This is a genomic window from Pseudomonas alcaligenes (genome assembly GCF_041729615.1).
GTDB lineage: Bacteria > Pseudomonadota > Gammaproteobacteria > Pseudomonadales > Pseudomonadaceae > Aquipseudomonas > Aquipseudomonas alcaligenes_B.
In genome coordinates, this window is the sequence record NZ_CP154874.1 from 943,131 (window position 1) to 962,219 (window position 19,089).

A 19,089-nucleotide genomic window follows, 5' to 3' on the forward strand; every position below is an offset into this window, starting at 1 on the left:
TGCATCAGCCACGGAGAATCTGCTCCAGCGCCTCGAGGAAGCGGGCGTTTTCCTGCTCGGTGCCGATGGACACGCGCAGGAAGGTCGGCATGCCGTAGCCGGCCACCGGGCGCACGATGACACCGGCCTGCAGCAGCGCCTGGTTGATCGGCGCAGCATCGCGAGCGAAGTCGACGGCGATGAAGTTGCCCTTGGACGGAATCCAGCTCAGCCCCAGGCGACGGAAGCCCGCTTCCAGCTGGGCCATGCCGGCATCGTTGGTGCGCCGGCTGGCCGCCAGGTAGTCGGCATCGTCCAGCGCCGCGCAGGCGGCGCTCAGGGCCAGGCTGTTGACGTTGAACGGCGCACGCACGCGGTTGAGCACATCGGCCACCTGCGGCGAACTCAGCGCATAGCCGACGCGCAGCGAGGCCAGGCCATAGGCCTTGGAGAAGGTGCGCGAGACCAGCAGGTTGGGGTAGCGCGCCAGGTATTCGAGGCCGTCCGGCAGCTCGTCGCCTTCGGCGTACTCGATATAGGCCTCGTCCAGTACCACCAGCACGTGCTGCGGCACGCGGGCGAGGAAGGACTCCAGCGCAGCCGGGCCGAACCAGGTGCCGGTCGGGTTGTTCGGGTTGGCAACGAACACTACGCGGGTGTTCTCGTCGATGGCCGCCAGCATGGCTTCCAGGTCGTGGCCATGCTCCTTGGCCGGCACCACCTTGCCCTGCGCGCCGACCGCCTGGGTAGCAATCGGGTACACGGCGAAGGCGTACTGGCTGAACACCGCGTTCAGCCCCGGCGCCAGCCAGGCGCGAGCGACCAGGTCGAGAATGTCATTGGAGCCGTTGCCCAGGGTCACCTGGGCCGGACTGACGCCGCAGCGGGCAGCCAGCTTGGTTTTCAGCTCGAAGCCGTTGCCGTCCGGGTAGCGGGTCAGCTCGGGCAGCGCCGCGCGGATCGCCTCCAGCGCCTTGGGCGACGGGCCCAGCGGGTTCTCGTTGCTGGCCAGCTTGACGATGCCGGCCGGGTCGAGATTCAGCTCGCGGGCCAGCTCGTCGACCGGCTTGCCCGGCACGTAGGGCGAGAGTTTCTGCACGCCCGGCACGGCCAGGGCGAGGAAATCGCAACTCATGATGGCTCCTCAGAGAACCGCTTTCGGGTAGGAACCCAGCACCTTCAGGGCGACGGCTTCGCTGTTGATCTTTTCCAGCACGTCCTTGATCAGCGGGTCCTGGTGGTGGCCGACGAAGTCGATGAAGAACACGTAGGTCCACTTGCCGCTGCGCGACGGGCGGGTCTCGATGCGGGTCAGGTCGATGCCGTTGGTGTGGAACGGCACCAGCAGCTCGTGCAGCGCGCCCGGCTTGTTGCGCATGGAGACGATGATCGAGGTCTTGTCGTCGCCGGTCGGCGGCACTTCCTGGCTGCCGATGATGAGGAAGCGCGTGGAATTGTCCGGACGGTCCTCGATCTTCTCCTGCAGCTTGGTCAGACCGTAGAGGTTGGCCGCCATATCACCGGCGATCGCCGCCGAGTTCCACTCGCTCTTCACCCGCTTGGCCGCCTCGGCATTGCTGGAAACGGCCACGCGCTCGACGTTCGGGTAGTGCGCGTCCAGCCACTTGCGGCACTGCGCCAGGGACTGGGCGTGGGAATAGATGCGGGTGATCTTGTCGGTCTTGGTGGTATCGCCGACCAGCAGGTGGTGGTGGATGCGCAGCTCCACCTCGCCACAGATCACCATGTCGTGCTCGAGGAAGCTGTCCAGGGTGTGGTTGATCGCGCCCTCGGTGGAGTTCTCCACCGGCACCACGCCGAAGTTCACCGCGCCGGCGGCCACTTCGCGGAACACCTCGTCGATGGCGGCCATCGGCACGCTGATCACCGAGTGACCGAAGTGCTTCATCGCCGCGGCCTGGCTGAAGGTGCCTTCCGGGCCGAGGTAGGCGACCTTGAGCGGCTGCTCCAGAGCCAGGCAGGAGGACATGATCTCGCGGAACAGCCGCGCCATCTCCTCGTTGTCCAGCGGGCCCTTGTTCAGCTCCATGATGTGCTTGAGCACCCAGGCTTCGCGCTCGGGGCGGTAGAACACCGGCTTCTCGCCTTCCGGCAGGGAAGCCATCTTCACCCGTGCCACGTCCTGGGCGCAGCGCGCGCGCTCGCTGATCAGCTCGAGGATCTTCTCGTCGAGGCTGTCGATGCGAACCCGCAGCGCCTTGAGCTGATCGGCGTCACTCATCAGCCGTGCTCCTTCTCGAACTCCGCCATGTAGGCCACCAGGGCCTCCACGGCATCCAGGCCGGTGGCGTTATAGATGGAGGCACGCATGCCGCCCACCGAGCGATGGCCCTTGAGATTGAGCAGGCCACGCGCTTCGGCGCCGGCCAGGAAGGCCTTGTCCAGTTTCTCGTCGGCCAGGCGGAACGGCACGTTCATCCACGAGCGCGCGCTCGGCTGGATCGGGTTGGTGTAGAAGTCACTGGCATCGATGGCCTTGTACAGCAGGTCCTTCTTCGCCTTGTTGCGCTTCTCCATCGCGGCGACGCCGCCCTGCTCCTTCAGCCACTCGAAGACCAGGCCGGAGAGGTACCAGGAATAGGTCGCCGGGGTGTTGTACATGGAGCCGTTGTCGGCGGCGACCTTGTAGTTGAGCATGGTCGGGCAGACGCTGCGGGCGCGCCCCAGCAGGTCTTCGCGGATGATCGCAACCACCAGGCCGCTGGGGCCGATGTTCTTCTGCGCGCCGGCATAGATCAGGCCGAACCTGGAGACGTCGATCTCGCGGGAGAGGATGTCCGAGGACATGTCCACCACCAGCGGGGTATCCCCCACCTCGGGGATCCAGTCGAACTGCAGGCCACCAATGGTCTCGTTGCTGGCGTAGTGCACGTAGGCGGCGTCTTTCGACAGCTGCCACTCGTTCTGCCCGGGAATGGCGAAGTAGTCGTAGCCCTTGGCGCTGGCGGCGACGTTGATGTTGCCGTAGCGCTGCGCCTCTTCGATGGCCTTCTTCGACCAGATGCCGGTCTCGATGTAGTCGGCCACGCCGCCTTCCGGCAGCAGGTTGAGCGGAATCTCGGCGAACTGCTGGCTGGCGCCACCCTGCAGGAACAGCACCTTGTAGTCGCTGGGAATGCTCAGCAGGTCGCGCAGATCCTGTTCGGCCTTCTCGGCGATGGCCACGTACTCGTCGCTGCGATGGCTCATCTCCATCACGGACAGGCCCTTGCCCTGCCAGTCGAGCATCTCCGCCTGGGCACGCTCCAGCACGGCGGTGGGAAGCGCGGCCGGGCCGGCGCAGAAGTTATGGGCGCGTTTGCTCACTTCGACTCTCTCACTCTTCGCTGTTACCGGTCTCCGCGCCTTCTTCGGCCTCGGTCACCGTTTCTTCGTTCTGCTCGACGATTTCGCCTTCCAGCGCTTCCAGCTCGCCTTCGTCGCCGCCGGAGGGCTCCTGCACGCGCTCCAGGCCGACCAGGGTCTCGTCCTCGGCCAGCTTGATCAGGATCACGCCCTGGGTGTTACGGCCCGCACCACGGACCTCATCGACCCGGGTACGCACCAGGGTGCCTTGGTCGGAGATCAGCATGATCTCCTCGCCATCCAGCACCTGCACGGCACCGACCAACTTGCCATTACGCTCGTTGATCACCATGGCGATCACGCCCTGGCCACCACGGCCGCGGCGCGGATAGTCGGCCAGCGGGGTGCGCTTGCCGTAGCCGCGCGCGGAGGCGGTAAGAATCTGCGCACCGGCCTCCGGGATGAGCATGGAGATGATGCGCTGCCCATCGGCCAGACGCATGCCGCGCACGCCGCGGGCCAGGCGCCCCATGATGCGCACTTTGCTCTCCTTGAAGCGGATCACCTTGCCGGCGTCGGAGAACATCATTACGTCCTTCGAGCCGTCGGTGATGGCGGCGGCGATCAGCGAGTCGCCCTCTTCGAGCTTCAGGGCGATCAGGCCGTTGGAGCGCGGCTTGGTGAACTGGATCAGCGGGGTCTTCTTCACGGTGCCGTAGGCGGTGGCCATGAAGATATAGGCACCGGTCGGCTCGTCCTGGCTGAAGTCGGCGTCGTCGCCTTCTTCGGCGTCTTCCGCCTCGACCACCTCGGCGACCTGCTCGGCAACCACGTCGTCGTCCTCGCTCTCCTCGTCGGCGAAGCGGGCGCGCACGGCCTCCAGGTCGATCTGCAGCATGGCGGTGATGCGCTCACCCTCGTCCAGCGGCAGCAGGTTGACCAGCGGACGCCCACGGGCGGCGCGCGAGGCCTCGGGAATCTCGAAGGTACGCAGCCAGTAGACCTTGCCCTTGCTGGAGAACAGCAGCAGGGTGGCGTGGCTGTTGGCGACCAGCAGGTGCTCGATGTAGTCCTCGTCCTTCACCCCGGTGGCCGACTTGCCCTTGCCGCCACGACGCTGGGCCTGATAGGCGGCCAGCGGCTGGCTCTTGGCGTAGCCGCCGTGGGAGATGGTGACGACGCGCTCTTCCTCGGTGATCAGGTCGGCGATGGTCAGGTCCATCTGCGAGGCCATGATCTCGGTGCGACGGGCATCGCCGAACTCGGCCTTGACCTTCTCCAGCTCCTCGCGGATGACTTCCATCAGGCGCTCGGGGTTGGTCAGGATGCGGATCAGCTCGCCGATCTGGGTGAGGATTTCCTGGTACTCGGCCAGCAGCTTCTCGTGTTCCAGGCCGGTCAGGCGGTGCAGGCGCAGCTCGAGGATGGCCTGGGCCTGTTCGGGCGACAGGTAGTACTTGCCCTCGCGCAGGCCGTACTGCGGTTCCAGGTCTTCCGGACGGCAGGAATCGGCGCCGGCGCGCTCGACCATGGCCTCCACGGCGCTGGACTCCCAGGCGGTGGCGATCAGGCGCTCCTTGGCCTCGGCCGGGGTCGGCGAGGTCTTGATCAGCTCGATCACCGGGTCGATGTTGGACAGAGCGACGGCCTGGCCCTCAAGGATGTGGCCACGCTCGCGCGCCTTGCGCAGCTCGTAGACGGTGCGGCGGGTCACCACTTCGCGGCGATGACGGACGAACACTTCGAGCATGTCCTTGAGGTTCAGCGTGCGCGGCTGGCCGTCGACCAGGGCCACCACGTTGATGCCGAACACGCTCTGCATCTGGGTCTGGGCGTAGAGGTTGTTCAGCACCACCTCGCCGACTTCGCCACGGCGCAGCTCGATGACCACGCGCATGCCGTCCTTGTCGGACTCGTCGCGCAGCTCGGTGATGCCTTCGATCTTCTTCTCTTTGACCAGCTCGGCGATCTTCTCGATCAGGCGCGCCTTGTTCAGCTGGTAGGGCAGCTCGGTGACGATGATCTGCTGGCGGCTGCCGCCCTTCTCCATGTCCTCGACGGTGGCGCGGGCACGCATGTAGATGCGCCCGCGGCCGGTGCGGTAGGCCTCGATGATGCCGGCGCGGCCGTTGATGATGCCCGCGGTCGGGAAGTCCGGACCGGGGATGTACTGCATCAGCTCGTCGACGGTCAGCTCGGGGTTGTCGATCAGCGCCAGGCAGCCGTCGATCACCTCGGACAGGTTGTGCGGCGGGATGTTGGTCGCCATGCCCACGGCGATACCGCTTGATCCGTTGACCAGCAGGTTGGGGATCTTGGTCGGCATGACCGCCGGAATCTGCTCGGTGCCGTCGTAGTTGGGCACCCAGTCGACGGTTTCCTTGTCCAGGTCGGCCAGCAGCTCGTGGGCCAGCTTGGCCATACGTACTTCGGTGTAACGCATGGCCGCGGCGTTGTCGCCGTCCACCGAACCGAAGTTGCCCTGGCCGTCGACCAGCATGTAGCGCAGGGAGAAAGGCTGGGCCATGCGCACGATGGTGTCGTACACCGCGGTGTCGCCGTGCGGGTGGTACTTACCGATCACGTCACCGACCACACGGGCGGACTTCTTGTAGGCCTTGTTCCAGTCGTTGCCCAGCTCGCTCATGGCGTAGAGCACACGACGGTGCACCGGCTTGAGACCGTCGCGCGCATCCGGCAGCGCACGCCCGACGATCACGCTCATGGCGTAGTCGAGGTAGGACTGTTTCAGCTCGTCTTCGATATTGACCGGGAGGATTTCTTTGGCCAGTTCGCCCATGAGAAGCCTGGTTCCTTATTCTGGTGAAACCCCGTCGCACCCTTCCTGGGCCTGACCGGAGTCCGCCGTGGCCGCCCCTGCGTGGCAGCGACTCACGACAAATCAACGAGTTAAGTCGGTTATTGGCGCAAATGGAGCGGCCCGCACGGAGCCGCCCGAAAACTGCCGGAGCTTACCACAGTCACCGGTGCAGACCTACCCCGCCGGGCGGGCTCAGTGCAGGCGCTTGCGGCACATGAGTTGCGCCATTTTCGCCGCATCTGGCCGCTCTACCACCCCTTTTTCGGTGACGATCGCGTCGATCAGGTCGGCCGGCGTCACGTCGAACACCGGATTGACCGCATGCACCTCGGCGGCGATGCGCTGACCGCCGACCTCCAGCAGCTCGCGGCCGTCGCGCTCCTCGATCGGGATGTCCTCGCCGTCTTCCAGGTTCATGTCGATGGTCGAGCTGGGCGCCACCACCATGAAGCGCACGCCGTGGTGCATGGCGTTGACCGCCAGCTGGTAGGTGCCGATCTTGTTGGCCACGTCGCCATTGGCGGTGATGCGGTCGGCACCGACGATCACCCAGGTGATGCCCTCGGTCTTCATCAGGTGCGCGGCGGCGGAGTCGGCGTTCAGGCTTACCGGCACGCCCTCGCCGGCCAACTCCCAGGCAGTCAGGCGCGAGCCCTGCAGCCAGGGCCGGGTCTCGTCGGCGAACACCCGCTCGACCAGCCCGGCCAGGTGGGCGGCACGGATCACCCCCAGCGCGGTACCGAAGCCGCCAGTGGCCAGGGCCCCGGTATTGCAATGGGTGAGCAGCTTCTGCGGAGTGTTCTGGTGTTTGCGGATCAGCTCCAGGCCGAGCTGGGCCATGGTCAGGTTGGCCTCGCGGTCGCTGTCGAAGATGCCGACCGCCTCGGCCTCCAGCGCCGCCAGGGCATCCTCGCCCGCCTTCAGCCGCTGCAGGCGCTCGCGCATGCGATCCAGGGCCCAGAACAGGTTGACCGCGGTCGGCCGCGACTCGGCCAGCATCCGGAAGTCCTCCTCCAGCGCCGCCTGCCAGTCGCCGGCGGCGGCCAGACGCGCCCGCGCGCCCAGCACCAGGCCGAAGGCGGCGGCGATGCCGATGGCCGGCGCACCACGCACCACCATGCTGCGGATGGCCTCGGCCACGCCGGCGGCCGAGTCATGGGCCAGCCAGGTTTCCTCGCCTGGCAACAGGCGTTGGTCCAGCAGGAACAATATGCCGTCGCGCCACTCGATGGCCTTTACCTTCTCCGCTGCCAACAGTTCGTCGCGCATGACATCCCCACAAGATGAAACGAAAAGCCGCGGATTATAGCGAGCCGGCCCCGCCGTGGCTCAGTTATACTGCCGCCACCTTTTTATTGCCCGGATAAATGCCATGCCCGAACCGCGCCAGCCGCTCGACCTGCTGCTCCTGCCCAGCTGGCTGGTGCCGGTCGAGCCCGCCGGCGTGGTACTGCGCGACTACGGCCTGGGCATCCGCGATGGCCGCATCGCCCTGCTCGCCCCGCGCGCCGAGGCCCTGCGCCACCCGGTCAAGGAGGTGCGCGAACTGCCGGGCTGCGTACTCACCCCAAGCCTGGTCAACGCCCACGGCCACGCGGCCATGACTCTGTTCCGCGGCCTGGCCGACGACCTGCCGCTGATGAGCTGGCTGCAGGACCATATCTGGCCCGCCGAGGCCCAGTGGGTCGACGAGAACTTCGTGCGCGACGGCACCGAACTGGCCATCGCCGAGCAGCTCAAGGGTGGCATCGGCTGCTTCTCCGACATGTACTTCTTCCCGGAAGTGGCCAGCGAGCTGGTGCACAAGAGTGGCATCCGCGCCCAGCTGACCATCCCGGTGCTGGACTTCCCCACCCCCGGCGCGCGTGATGCCGAGGAGGCCCTGCGCAAGGGCCTGCGCCTGTTCGACGACCTCAAGCAGCACCCGCGGATCAAGGTCGCCTTCGGCCCCCACGCGCCCTACTCGGTCAGCGACGACAAGCTGCAGCAGGTACTGATGCTGGCCGAGGAGCTGGACGCCGGCATCCACATGCACGTCCACGAGACCGCCTTCGAGGTGCAGCAAAGCCTGGAGCTGCACGGCATGCGCCCGCTGCAGCGACTGGCGGGCCTGGGCCTGCTCGGCCCGCGCTTCCAGGCCGTGCACATGACCCAGATCGACGAGGCAGACGTAGAGCTGCTGGTGGAAAGCAACAGCAGCGTGATCCACTGCCCCGAGTCCAACCTCAAGCTGGCCAGCGGCTTCTGCCCGGTGGAAAAACTCTGGCAGGCTGGCGTCAACGTAGCCGTCGGCACCGATGGCGCGGCCAGCAACAACGATCTCGACCTGCTCGGCGAGACCCGCACCGCCGCCCTGCTCGCCAAGGCCGTGGCCGGCAGCGCCACCGCCCTGAATGCCCACGCCGCGCTGCGCATGGCCACCCTCAACGGCGCCCGCGCCCTCGGTCTGGACGAGGACACCGGCTCGCTGGAGCCGGGCAAGCTGGCCGACCTGGCCGCCTTCGACCTCTCCGGCCTGGCCCAGCAGCCGGTCTACGACCCGGTGTCGCAACTGATCTACGCCGGCAGCCGCAGCTGCGCCAAGCACCTCTGGGTCGGCGGCAAGCAGCTGCTCGACGACGGCCGACTGACACGTCTCGATGAAGAAAACATCATCACCAATGCCCGCGCCTGGGGCGCGCGCATTGCTGGCAAGCATTCGATTTAAAGGAAAGTCCGCATGAGCAACGTCGACCACGCCGAAATCGCCAAATTCGAGGCTCTCGCCCACCGCTGGTGGGACCGCGAGAGCGAGTTCAAGCCGCTGCACGACATCAACCCGCTACGGGTCAACTGGATCGACGAGCGCGTCGGCCTGGCCGGCAAGAAGGTGCTCGACGTCGGCTGCGGCGGCGGCATCCTCAGCGAGTCCATGGCCCAGCGCGGGGCCACGGTTACCGGCATCGACATGGGCGAGGCGCCGCTGGCCGTGGCCCAGCTGCACCAGCTGGAGTCCGGCGTAGAGGTGGAGTACCGGCAGATCACCGCCGAGGCCCTGGCCGAGGAGATGCCTGGCCAGTTCGACGTGGTCACCTGCCTGGAGATGCTCGAGCACGTGCCCGACCCGTCCTCGGTGATCCGCGCCTGCCACAAGCTGGTCAAGCCCGGTGGCCAGGTGTTCTTCTCCACCATCAACCGCAACCCCAAGGCCTACCTGTTCGCCATCGTCGGTGCCGAGTACGTGCTGCGCCTGCTGCCACGCGGCACTCACGATTTCCGCAAGTTCATCCGCCCGTCCGAACTCGGCGCCTGGTGTCGCCAGGCCGGCTTCGAGGTGCGTGACATCATCGGCCTGACCTACAACCCGCTGACCAAACGCTACAAGCTGGAGGCGGACGTCGACGTCAACTACATGATCCAGACCCTGCGCGAGGACTGAGGCGCATGGCCCTGCGAGCAGTACTCTTCGACATGGACGGCACCCTGCTGGATACCGCCCCCGACTTCGTCGCCGTGTGCCAGGCCATGCGCGCCGCGCGCGACCTGCCGCCAATGGACGCGCAACTGATCCGCGACGTGGTCTCCGGTGGCGCCCGCGCCATGGTGTCCGCCACCTTCGGCCTGGAGGTTGGCGCCGAAGGCTTCGAAGCCCTGCGCCTGGAGTTCCTCGAGCGCTACCAGGAGCACTGCGCAGTGCTGAGCAAGCCGTTCGCCGGCATGCCCGAGCTGCTCGCCGACATCGAGGCGGCGCACCTCAAGTGGGGCGTGGCCACCAACAAGCCGGTGTGCTTCGCCGAGCCGATCATGCAACGGCTCGAGCTGGCCGGGCGCTCGGCGACACTGGTCTGCCCGGACCACGTGCCGCGCAGCAAGCCGGCGCCGGATATGCTCCTGCTGGCCTGCGAGCAGATGGGCATACCCCCCGCCGAGGTGCTGTTCGTCGGCGACGATGCCCGCGACATCGAGGCCGGCCGCGCCGCCGGCTGCAAGACCGCTGCCGTCACCTACGGCTACATCCACCCCGAGGACAACCCGCGCCACTGGGGCGCCGACGTGGTGGTGGACCATCCCCTGGAGCTGCGCGCCGTGCTCGACCGCGCCCTGTGCAGCTGCTGATCCGATTCACGCAACAACGAGATCCCGCCCCATGTTCGACTACAGCGCCCGCCCCGACCTGCTCCAGGGTCGCGTCATCCTGGTCACCGGTGCCGGCCGCGGCATCGGTGCCGCCGCCGCCAAGGCCTATGCCGCCCACGGCGCCACCCTGCTGCTGCTGGGCAAGAGCGAGGAAAACCTCAACCAGGTGTATGACCAGATCGAGGCCGCCGGCCACCCGCAACCGGTGGTGATCCCCTTCAATCTGGAAACCGCCCTGCCGCACCAGTACGACGAGCTGGCCGCCACCGTGGAGGCCGAGTTCGGCCGCCTCGACGGCCTGCTGCACAACGCCGCCATCGTCGGGCCGCGCACGCCGCTGGAACAGCTGTCCGGCGACAACTTCATGCGCGTCATGCAGGTCAACGTCAACGCCATGTTCATGCTGACCAGCACCCTGCTGCCATTGCTCAAGCTCTCCGAGGACGCCTCGGTGCTGTTCACCTCCAGCAGCGTCGGGCGCAAGGGCCGCGCTTACTGGGGTGCCTACGCGGTGTCCAAGTTCGCCACCGAGGGCCTGATGCAGGTATTGGCCGATGAGGTAGACGGCATCGCCAACGTACGTGCCAACAGCGTCAACCCGGGCGCCACCCGCACCGGCATGCGCGCCCAGGCCTACCCCGGGGAGAATCCAGCGAACAACCCGCTGCCGGAAGCCATCATGCCGGTCTATCTGTACCTGATGGGCCCGGACAGCCGGGACGTCAACGGCCAGGCATTCGACGCCCAGTGAGGACCTGCCGCCGGTTTTCCGGCGGACACCCACATAACGGCATCAGATTGCCAGCATCGCCGCCAAGGAACCGGCAAGAATTTGCCGAACCCTCGCCAAAAATAAACGTAACTATCTGATTTAAATAAGTTAAATCTCATTGGCACGGAACTCGCTTTACCTCTCCCATCAACGCGCCCAGCGCCAGAGGTTGAGTTCCATGGCTCCACACACCCCGTCCAATACGATCGACTTCGATGCCGCCAAGCTGCAGCGCCTGGGCTATGCGGCGCGCAACAGTCGGGCCGTGAAGCCGGTCAGCCTGGCGCAGCTACGCCAGCAGCTGAGCCTGCAGCTGCAGACCTCCCTGGAAGTCGACCGCATCCTCGGCCTGTTCTTCCAGGAAGTGCAGCGCCTGGTCCCGCTCGACTGCCTGAGCTACCAGCTGGCTGCCTGCGACCTGCGCATCGAACTGGGTGAGCGCGCCAATCATTCGGCCGGCTACCGCCTGAGCCACGAGGGCGAGTACCTGGGCGAGCTGATCTTCCGCCGCAGCCAGCGCTTCAGTGACGACGAACTGGGCCAGCTGGAGTCGCTGCTGGCCAGCCTGCTGTTCCCGCTGCGCAATGCCCTGCTCTACCGCTCCGCCCTGCAGAGCGCATTGCGCGACCCGCTGACCGACACCGGCAACCGCATCGCCATGAACCAGGCCCTGCAGCGCGAGATCGAACTGGCCCGCCGCAGCCAGCAGCCGCTGTCGGTGCTGATGCTCGACATCGACCACTTCAAATCGATCAACGATCGCTTCGGCCATGCTACCGGCGACGAAGTGCTGAAGGCCGTGGCCAGCGCACTGAAGAACAGCCTGCGCAACATCGACATGGTGTTCCGCTACGGTGGCGAGGAGTTCCTCGTGCTGCTGTCCAACACCAGTCGCGAGGCGGCGCAGATGGTCGGCGAACGCCTGCGTCTGGCCGTGCTCGGCCTGCAATACCTCGAAGAAGGCCGCGCCCTGGAGCTGTCCATCAGCCTGGGTTGCGCCACCCTGCTGCCGGGCGAGACGGCGGAAAGCCTGCAGCGCCGCGCCGACAATGCGCTCTATGTGTCCAAGCGCGAGGGGCGCAACCGCCTGTCCATGGCCGGCTGATAAGGCCGGGCAGCAAAAAGGGGCTCCGTGGAGCCCCTTTTTCATTGCCGCCGATCAGCGCTTGCGGCCAAAGCCGGGGCGCTGGCCATCGCCGCTCGGCGGGCGCTTGCCCGGTGCGACCGGGCGAGGCTTGCGCGCCGGCCGATCGGCCAGTTCCACCGCCGGGCGCGGGGCGCGCTTCTTGTTCACCTCGGACGGCCGCTCGGCCACCGGCGTCCCACGGCCACCTTCGCGGCGCTCGCCAGCCGGCTTGCGCGGCGCACGCTCGGCGCCCTCGCCACGGGGCGCACGGGGCGCCTCGGCAACCTCGCCTTCGGCCGGACGCAGCACGCGCTTGGGCCGCTCGCCGCGGGCCAGCGGCTTGGCCGCCTTGCGCTGCAGGCGGTCAAGCTTCTCGCGCATCTTCTCCTTCATCGCCGGCAGGGCCACCGGCTTGAGGCCAACCTCCTCGCTGAGGATGTCCACCTCGCGCTGGCCCATCTCGCGCCAGCGCCCCATGGGCAGGTCGGAGGTCATGAACACCGGGCCGAAGCGCACGCGCTTGAGGCGGCTGACCACCACGCCCTGGGACTCCCACAGGCGGCGCACCTCGCGGTTGCGGCCTTCCATCACCACGCAGTGGAACCAGTGGTTGAGGCCGTCGCCGCCGGGCGCTTCCTTGATGTCGGTGAACTTGGCCGGGCCGTCTTCCAGCATCACGCCAGCCTTGAGCTGCTCGATCATCTCCTCGGTGACCTCGCCACGCACGCGCACGGCGTACTCGCGGTCCATCTCGTAGGAGGGGTGCATCAGGCGGTTGGCCAGTTCGCCGTCGGTGGTAAACAGCAGCAGGCCGGTGGTGTTGATGTCCAGGCGGCCGATGTTGATCCAGCGCCCTTCTTTCGGTCGCGGCAGGCGATCGAATACGGTCGGGCGGCCTTCCGGGTCGTCGCGGGTGCAGATCTCGCCTTCCGGCTTGTTGTAGATCAGTACGCGGCGTACCACCTGGGCGTCTTCGCGTCTGAGCAACTGGCCATCGACACTGATGGCATCGCGCGGCTCGACACGGGCGCCAAGGTTGGCGATGGCGCCATTGACCTTGACCCGACCATCGGTGATCCACTGCTCGATGTCGCGACGCGAGCCGAGGCCGGCACGGGCCAGGACTTTCTGCAGCTTCTCGCCGCTGGGACGAGGTTCGAATTCGGATTCGCTCATCTGGGCACCTCCCGGTGTAACTGAGGATGAAAAAGGTCGCGCATCATACGCGGATCGCCGCCCGCACGCACGGCTGACTGACTATAGACCGCTCAGCGGTGCTTGCGCCGCCCGGTCGCCGCCAGCGCCAGCAGGCGCAGATCGGCCTCGGCCAGCAACACCAGGCGCTCGGCCTTGCCGAGCTTCTTCCAGGCCTTGATCTCGCGCTTGCTGCGGCCACAGCCGACACAGATGTCGGCCTCGAACTCACAGATATTGATGCAGGGATTCTTGCTCATGAGGACAACCGCTCGGGGAAGGCGCGGCCAGCTTAGGCCGAGAGGGCCTCAGCTCGGAATTGAAAGTCTCAATCCCCTCAATGCAGGGAATCGCTGCTATCCAGCGTCTCGCCCTGCTCTTCTTCCGCGTCGTCGGCAGACTGCGGCAGATCACTGAAATCGGTCTTCAGGCCCTGCTCCATCTGGTCCAGCTCGACCAGCAGGCTGCGGAAGCTGGTTTCCTCGCGCGGCTCGGCCGGCACTTCCGCCTCACCCAGCTCGGCATCCACCCGCGCCTGCAGACCAGATGGCACCTGCAGGTCGTCGTCCAGCGCCAGCATCGGCTCCGGCTCCAGTTCGCGCAGGGCCGCCAGCGGTGGCAACTCTTCCAGGCTCTTGAGGTTGAAGTAATCGAGGAACGCCTTGGTGGTGGCCAGCATGGCCGGCCTGCCCGGTACATCGCGGTAGCCGACCACGCGAATCCAGTCACGTTCCTGAAGGGTCTTGATGATCTGGCTGTTGACCGCCACGCCGCGGATGTCCTCAATCTCGCCACGGGTGATCGGCTGGCGATAGGCGATCAGCGCCAGGGTCTCCAGCATGGCCCGCGAGTAGCGCTGCGGGCGCTCCTCCCAGAGGCGGCCGACCCAGGGGGCGAACTTCTCGCGCACCTGCAGGCGGTAGCCGCTGGCCACTTCCTTGAGTTCGAAGGCGCGCCCCTCGCAGGATTGGCGCAGCACCTCCAACGCCTCGCGGAGCTGCGCCGGCTCCGGCCGCTCGCCTTCCTCGAACAGCTCACCCAGGCGTTCCAGCGAGAGCGGCCGACCCAGGGCCAGCAGCCAGGCTTCGAGCAGGGAGGCGAGTTCCTTGGGGTCGTTCAGGTTCATCTATTCGGCTCTGGCACGGACGTGGATGGGCGCGAAGGGCTCATTCTGCACCAGTTCCACCAGTTGTTCCTTGATCAGTTCGAGCACCGCCATGAAGGTGACGACCACCCCGAGACGGCCCTCCTCCACAGTAAACAGCGTGACGAACGGCACGAAACCATTGCCCTTGAGGCGCTCCAGCACCTCGCTCATGCGCTCGCGGGTGGACAGTGCCTCGCGCGTCACCTGGTGGCTCTCGAACATGTCGGCGCGGCGCAGCACCTCGGCCATGGACAGCAGCACTTCCTCCAGGCTGACCTCCGGCAACAGCTTGCGCGCCCGTGCCTCGGGGGCGTCCAGGCGCGGCACGCTGAGGTCGCGGCCGACCCGCGGCAGTTCGTCCAGGCCCTCGGCGGCAGCCTTGTAGCGCTCGTACTCCTGCAGACGGCGGATCAGCTCGGCGCGCGGGTCGTCCTCCTCTTCCTCAGCTTCGGCCGAGCGCGGCAGCAGCATGCGCGACTTGATCTCGGCCAGCATGGCGGCCATCACCAGGTACTCGGCGGCCAGCTCCAGGCGCACCGATTTCATCAGTTCGACATAGCCCATGTACTGCTTGGTGATCTCGGCCACCGGGATGTCGAGGATGTCGATGTTCTGCTTGCGGATCAGGTACAGCAGCAGGTCGAGCGGGCCCTCGAAGGCTTCGAGGAAGACCTCCAGGGCATCCGGCGGGATATACAGGTCCAGCGGCAGCTCGGTGACGGCCTGACCGTAGACCAGAGCAAAAGGTAATTCCTGCTGGGCGCCGGCCTGGCTGTCGAGCTGCTCGCTCACGCCGCGTCCCCCTGGAACGGCGTCGGGTCGCCGCAGCCGACGCGGATCACCTCGGGCTCGCCCTCGGCCAGGTTGATCACGGTGGAAGCCTCCAGGCCACCGTAGCCGCCGTCGATGATCAGGTCGACCTGGTGTTCGAGGACCTGGCGCATCTCGTAGGGGTCGCTCATCGGCAGGTCTGCGCCGGGCAGGATCAGGCTCACGCTCATCAGCGGCTCGCCCAGGGCCTCGGCCAGGGCCAGGGCGATGGGGTGCGCCGGCACCCGCAGGCCGATGGTGCGGCGCTTGGGGTGCAGCAGCATGCGCGGCACTTCGCGGGTGGCGCCGAGGATGAAGGTGTAGGGCCCCGGCGTGTGCGCCTTGAGCAGACGGAAGGCGCCGGTATCGACCTTGGCGAACAGGCCGATCTGCGACAGGTCGCTGCACACCAGGGTGAAGTTGTGCTTGTCGTCCAGCTGGCGCAGGCGGCGGATGCGCTCCACCGCGCCCTTGTCGCCGATCAGGCAGCCGATGGCGTAGGAGGAGTCGGTCGGGTAGACGATCACCCCGCCGTTGCGAAGGATTTCCACCGCCTGCTTGATCAGGCGCGGCTGCGGGTTTTCCGGGTGGACCTGGAAGAACTGGCTCATTGACGTTCCCTGTTCAGGCGGTAGTAGCGCGTGCATGGTCGAAGCGCTCCCAGAGAGGAGACAGATCGTCCGGCAACGGGCGGTACATGCCCAGCTCGGACCAGTCGCCCGGGGCATGGAAGTCGCTGCCGGCGCTCGCCAGCATGCCGAATTCGCGGGCCAGGATGGCCAAGCCGCCGACCTGCTCGGCCGGCTGCAGGCCGTTCACCACTTCTAATGCGTGCCCCCCCGCGGCGATGAAGTCGGCCACCAGACGGCGGCGCTTGCTGCGGGTGAAATCGTACTGCCAGGGATGCGCCAGGCTGATCCAGGCGCCGGCCGTCTTCAGCGTGCCGACCGCCTGTTCCAGGGTCGGCCAGTGCTGCTTGACGTCGCCCAGCTTGCCCGAGCCCAGCCACTTGCGGAACGCCTCGGCGTGGTCGCGCACATGCCCGGCGCGCACCAGGAACTCGGCGAAGTGCGGCCGCGCCGGCGCGTTGCCGCTGTCGCCCAGGCCCTGCTGGACTTCGCGGGCCCCCTCCAGGGCACCGGGCATGCCCTTGGCTGCCAGGCGCCTGGCGATTTCCTCGGCGCGCAGCCAGCGGCCCTGGTGCAGCTCGGCGATGGCCTGCTGCAAGGCCGGCGCCTCGCTGGCGAAGGCATAGCCGAGCACATGGATGGTCGCTCCGCCCCAAGTGCAGGACAGCTCGATGCCGTTGACCAGGCGCAGACCCAGGCCGGCAGCGGCGGCGCGCGCCTCGTCCAGGCCCTCGAGGGTGTCGTGGTCGGTCAGCGCCAGCAGCTCGACGCCGCGCCCATGGGCGCGCGCAACCACCTCGGCGGGCGGCAGAACGCCGTCGGAAGCGGTGCTGTGGCAGTGCAGGTCGACCTTCATGGCGCGTCTTTCGTTAACGGGGTTGTTTGTTATTATGCCGCCACATCCCGCTTCTGGCTGCCGCCGTGAAACAATTCATCGATTTCATCCCGCTCATCTTGTTCTTCATCGTCTACAAACTCGATCCGCGCAACGTCGAACTGGCCGGCCAGAGCTTCGAGCTGGGCGGTATCTTCAGCGCCACCGCCGTGCTGATCGCCAGTTCGGTGGTGGTCTACGGCGTGCTGCTCCTGCTCCAGCGCAAGCTGGAAAAGGGCCAGTGGCTGACCCTGCTGGCCTGCCTGGTGTTCGGCGGCATGACCCTGGCTTTCCACAGCGAGACCTTCCTCAAGTGGAAGGCGCCGGTGGTCAACTGGCTGTTCGCCGCCGGCTTCGCCGCCACCCACTTCATCGGCGACAAGGTGCTGATCCAGCGCATCATGGGCCATGCGGTGCAGCTGCCGCAGCCGATCTGGGTCCGCCTGAACCTGGCCTGGATCGCCTTCTTCGTCTTCAGCGGCTGCGCCAACCTGTTCGTCGCCTTCACCTTCCACGACATCTGGGTCGACTTCAAAGTCTTCGGCAGCCTCGGCATGACCGTGCTGTTCCTGATCGCCCAGGGCGTCTACCTGGCGCGCCACATCCACGACGACGCCCCCCAGCAAAGCAAGGACTGACATGCTCTACGCCATCATCGCCAGCGATGCCCCCGAGTCCCTGGACAAGCGCCTGGCCACCCGCCCAGCCCACCTGGCCCGCCTGGAGCAACTGAAAGCCGAAGGCCGCCTGGTGCTGGCCGGCCCGCATCCTGCCATCGACAGCAACGACCCCGGTCCGGCCGGCTTCTCCGGCAGCCTGATCGTCGCCGAGTTCGAGTCCCTCGCCGCCGCCCAGAGCTGGGCCGACGCCGACCCCTACCGTGCCGCCGGCGTCTACGCCAGCGTGCTGGTCAAACCCTTCAAGCAGGTAATGCCCTGATCCGACCCACGACGCAGGCCCATAACAATAATTCGCACAACGGAGTTCCCCATGCGCCAAGGCCCGCTCTACCTGTTGCTCACCACCCTCTGCGTCATCCCCGCCCTGCACGCGGAAGAGTCCCAGCCGCTGGCCCTCAATCCGGTACCTGCCGCAGCCACGGCACCGAGCAGCGACGGCGCCGCACAGATCGCCGCCTTGCAGCAGCAACTGGCCGAGAGTCAGCGCCAGCTCGGTGAACTGCAGGGCGGCGAGCGCGAGGCGGCGCAGATCAGCCGTCTGCGCCAGGACAACCAGCGCCTCAAGCTGCAGCTCAAGCAGGCCCAGGCCGAGCAACCGCCGCGCCTGCTCAGCGAACAGCAGCTGTGGTACGCCATCGGCGCCGGCAGCGCGCTGATCGCCTTCATCGTCGGCCGCCTGAGCGCCGGCGGGCGGAACAAAAGGCGCAGCGAGTGGGTCTGAGCGCGACCCTGAGCCGCCGAAACCGCCATGACCGACCTGCTGCTGATCGACGACGACACTGAGCTCTGCGAGCTCTTGGCCAGCTGGCTGCAGCAGGAAGGTTTCGCCGTGCGCGCCTGCCATGACGGTGTCAGCGCCCGCGCGGCCCTGGCCGGGCAGAGCCCGGCGGCAGTGATACTCGACGTGATGCTGCCCGACGGCAGCGGCCTGGAGCTGCTCAAGCAGCTGCGCAGCGAGCACGCCGAACTGCCGGTGCTGATGCTCTCGGCGCGCGGCGAGCCGCTGGACCGCATCCTTGGCCTGGAGCTGGGTGCCGACGACTACCTGGCCAAGCCCTGCGACCCGCGCGAGCTGACCGCCCGCCTGCGCGCCGTGCTGCGCCGCAGCCAGCCGGTCGCCAGCTCCTCGCGCCTGGAGCTGGGCGACCTCAGCTACAGCCCGCAGCGCGGCGTGGCCAACCTCGGCGAGCACGAGATCGCCCTGACCCTGTCCGAGGGCCGCATCCTCGAGGCCCTGCTGCAGCAACCCGGCGAACCGCTGGACAAGCAGGCCCTGGCCCAGCTGGCGCTGGGTCGCAAGCTGACCCTCTACGACCGTAGCCTGGACATGCACGTCAGCAACCTGCGCAAGAAGCTCGGTCCGCACCCCGACGGCCGCCCGCGCATCGTCGCCCTGCGCAGCCGTGGCTACTACTACGCGCCCTGAGAACCAGCTCAGAAGCATCGCGAGCTGCAGGCATGCAAGGCAAAACTGGGTGAAGAGGCGCAATTTACGCGAGGTAAATGAGCGTTCTGAACACAGTTTTAACGCAGCATGCCTGACGCGCAGCAGGCTTCCGGGCAGGTTCGGCTTTACCCAGCCTTTACCCTCCCCTGACCGCGCCTGACCTTGCCCTCCCTAGACTGGGCTCATCC

General features: G+C 67.1%; 20 protein-coding genes. 9 read left to right on the top strand and 11 right to left on the bottom strand.

Features of this window, described 5'->3' with window-relative positions; translation table 11 throughout:
* Positions 1-4 precede the first annotated feature (4 nt).
* From hisC to mtnA, 5 genes are all read right to left on the bottom strand, one after another.
* Complete coding sequence (gene hisC, locus AAG092_RS04515; RefSeq protein WP_373388722.1) at positions 5-1,114, bottom strand: histidinol-phosphate transaminase; 1,110 nt, start codon at positions 1,112-1,114, stop codon at positions 5-7.
* Between the two features lie 9 nt (positions 1,115-1,123).
* The gene (pheA, locus tag AAG092_RS04520; RefSeq protein WP_373388723.1) at positions 1,124-2,221 is read right to left on the bottom strand and encodes a prephenate dehydratase; all 1,098 of its coding nucleotides are present in this window, start codon (positions 2,219-2,221) and stop codon (positions 1,124-1,126) included.
* Positions 2,221-3,306: a 3-phosphoserine/phosphohydroxythreonine transaminase gene (serC, locus tag AAG092_RS04525; RefSeq protein WP_373388724.1), complete on the bottom strand. Its 1,086-nt coding sequence runs from the start codon at positions 3,304-3,306 to the stop codon at positions 2,221-2,223. The genes pheA and serC overlap by 1 nt, the downstream gene beginning before the upstream one ends.
* A 10-nt stretch (positions 3,307-3,316) precedes the next feature.
* A complete protein-coding gene (gene gyrA / locus AAG092_RS04530; protein ID WP_373388725.1) occupies positions 3,317-6,085 on the bottom strand; it encodes a DNA gyrase subunit A in 2,769 nt (922 codons plus the stop codon).
* 213 nt (positions 6,086-6,298) lie between these two features.
* Positions 6,299-7,375 (bottom strand): S-methyl-5-thioribose-1-phosphate isomerase, encoded by a 1,077-nt coding sequence (gene mtnA, locus AAG092_RS04535; protein ID WP_373388726.1) that lies wholly within the window; start codon positions 7,373-7,375, stop codon positions 6,299-6,301.
* Between the two features lie 103 nt (positions 7,376-7,478).
* On the opposite strand from mtnA, the gene AAG092_RS04540 reads away from it, so the two are divergent.
* The 5 genes from AAG092_RS04540 to AAG092_RS04560 all read left to right on the top strand — a co-directional run bounded on the left by AAG092_RS04540 (position 7,479) and on the right by AAG092_RS04560 (position 12,099).
* Positions 7,479-8,813 carry a TRZ/ATZ family hydrolase gene (locus AAG092_RS04540; RefSeq protein ID WP_373388727.1) on the top strand — a complete coding sequence of 445 codons (1,335 nt, stop codon included), beginning with the start codon at positions 7,479-7,481 and terminating at the stop codon, positions 8,811-8,813.
* A gap of 12 nt (positions 8,814-8,825) precedes the next feature.
* On the top strand, positions 8,826-9,524 hold the full coding sequence (gene ubiG, locus AAG092_RS04545) for a bifunctional 2-polyprenyl-6-hydroxyphenol methylase/3-demethylubiquinol 3-O-methyltransferase UbiG (RefSeq protein ID WP_110681905.1): 699 nt from the start codon (positions 8,826-8,828) through the stop codon (positions 9,522-9,524).
* A 5-nt stretch (positions 9,525-9,529) separates the two neighbouring features.
* On the top strand, positions 9,530-10,201 hold the full coding sequence (gene mupP / locus AAG092_RS04550) for an N-acetylmuramic acid 6-phosphate phosphatase MupP (protein WP_373388728.1): 672 nt from the start codon (positions 9,530-9,532) through the stop codon (positions 10,199-10,201).
* Positions 10,202-10,232: 31 nt separating this feature from the next.
* Positions 10,233-10,973, top strand: a complete 741-nt coding sequence (locus tag AAG092_RS04555; protein WP_373388729.1) for a YciK family oxidoreductase — start codon at positions 10,233-10,235, stop codon at positions 10,971-10,973.
* A 199-nt stretch (positions 10,974-11,172) separates the two neighbouring features.
* Entirely contained in the window at positions 11,173-12,099 is a 927-nt protein-coding gene (locus tag AAG092_RS04560; RefSeq protein ID WP_373388730.1) for a GGDEF domain-containing protein, read from the top strand.
* A 54-nt stretch (positions 12,100-12,153) separates the two neighbouring features.
* Here AAG092_RS04560 and rluB read toward each other — a convergent pair whose 3' ends face one another.
* The 6 genes from rluB to AAG092_RS04590 form a co-directional block, all read right to left on the bottom strand.
* Complete coding sequence (gene rluB / locus AAG092_RS04565; protein ID WP_373388731.1) at positions 12,154-13,296, bottom strand: 23S rRNA pseudouridine(2605) synthase RluB; 1,143 nt, start codon at positions 13,294-13,296, stop codon at positions 12,154-12,156.
* Between the two features lie 92 nt (positions 13,297-13,388).
* Complete coding sequence (locus AAG092_RS04570; protein WP_110681900.1) at positions 13,389-13,574, bottom strand: DUF1289 domain-containing protein; 186 nt, start codon at positions 13,572-13,574, stop codon at positions 13,389-13,391.
* A 77-nt stretch (positions 13,575-13,651) separates the two neighbouring features.
* Positions 13,652-14,440: an SMC-Scp complex subunit ScpB gene (gene scpB, locus AAG092_RS04575; RefSeq protein WP_373388732.1), complete on the bottom strand. Its 789-nt coding sequence runs from the start codon at positions 14,438-14,440 to the stop codon at positions 13,652-13,654.
* Positions 14,441-15,139: a ScpA family protein gene (locus AAG092_RS04580; protein WP_373389557.1), complete on the bottom strand. Its 699-nt coding sequence runs from the start codon at positions 15,137-15,139 to the stop codon at positions 14,441-14,443.
* A gap of 110 nt (positions 15,140-15,249) precedes the next feature.
* The gene (locus AAG092_RS04585) at positions 15,250-15,882 is read right to left on the bottom strand and encodes an L-threonylcarbamoyladenylate synthase (RefSeq protein WP_110681897.1); all 633 of its coding nucleotides are present in this window, start codon (positions 15,880-15,882) and stop codon (positions 15,250-15,252) included.
* Positions 15,883-15,895: 13 nt separating this feature from the next.
* On the bottom strand, positions 15,896-16,756 hold the full coding sequence (locus tag AAG092_RS04590; RefSeq protein ID WP_373388733.1) for a PHP domain-containing protein: 861 nt from the start codon (positions 16,754-16,756) through the stop codon (positions 15,896-15,898).
* Positions 16,757-16,821: 65 nt separating this feature from the next.
* On the opposite strand from AAG092_RS04590, the gene AAG092_RS04595 reads away from it, so the two are divergent.
* The 4 genes from AAG092_RS04595 to AAG092_RS04610 are packed head-to-tail and all read left to right on the top strand — an operon-like array spanning position 16,822 to position 18,880.
* Positions 16,822-17,412: a septation protein A gene (locus AAG092_RS04595; RefSeq protein WP_373388734.1), complete on the top strand. Its 591-nt coding sequence runs from the start codon at positions 16,822-16,824 to the stop codon at positions 17,410-17,412.
* A gap of 1 nt (position 17,413) precedes the next feature.
* Positions 17,414-17,713: a YciI family protein gene (locus AAG092_RS04600; RefSeq protein WP_373388735.1), complete on the top strand. Its 300-nt coding sequence runs from the start codon at positions 17,414-17,416 to the stop codon at positions 17,711-17,713.
* A gap of 51 nt (positions 17,714-17,764) precedes the next feature.
* Positions 17,765-18,175: a hypothetical protein gene (locus tag AAG092_RS04605; protein ID WP_373388736.1), complete on the top strand. Its 411-nt coding sequence runs from the start codon at positions 17,765-17,767 to the stop codon at positions 18,173-18,175.
* A 27-nt stretch (positions 18,176-18,202) separates the two neighbouring features.
* The gene (locus tag AAG092_RS04610) at positions 18,203-18,880 is read left to right on the top strand and encodes a response regulator transcription factor (RefSeq protein WP_110681892.1); all 678 of its coding nucleotides are present in this window, start codon (positions 18,203-18,205) and stop codon (positions 18,878-18,880) included.
* Positions 18,881-19,089: the final 209 nt, after the last annotated feature.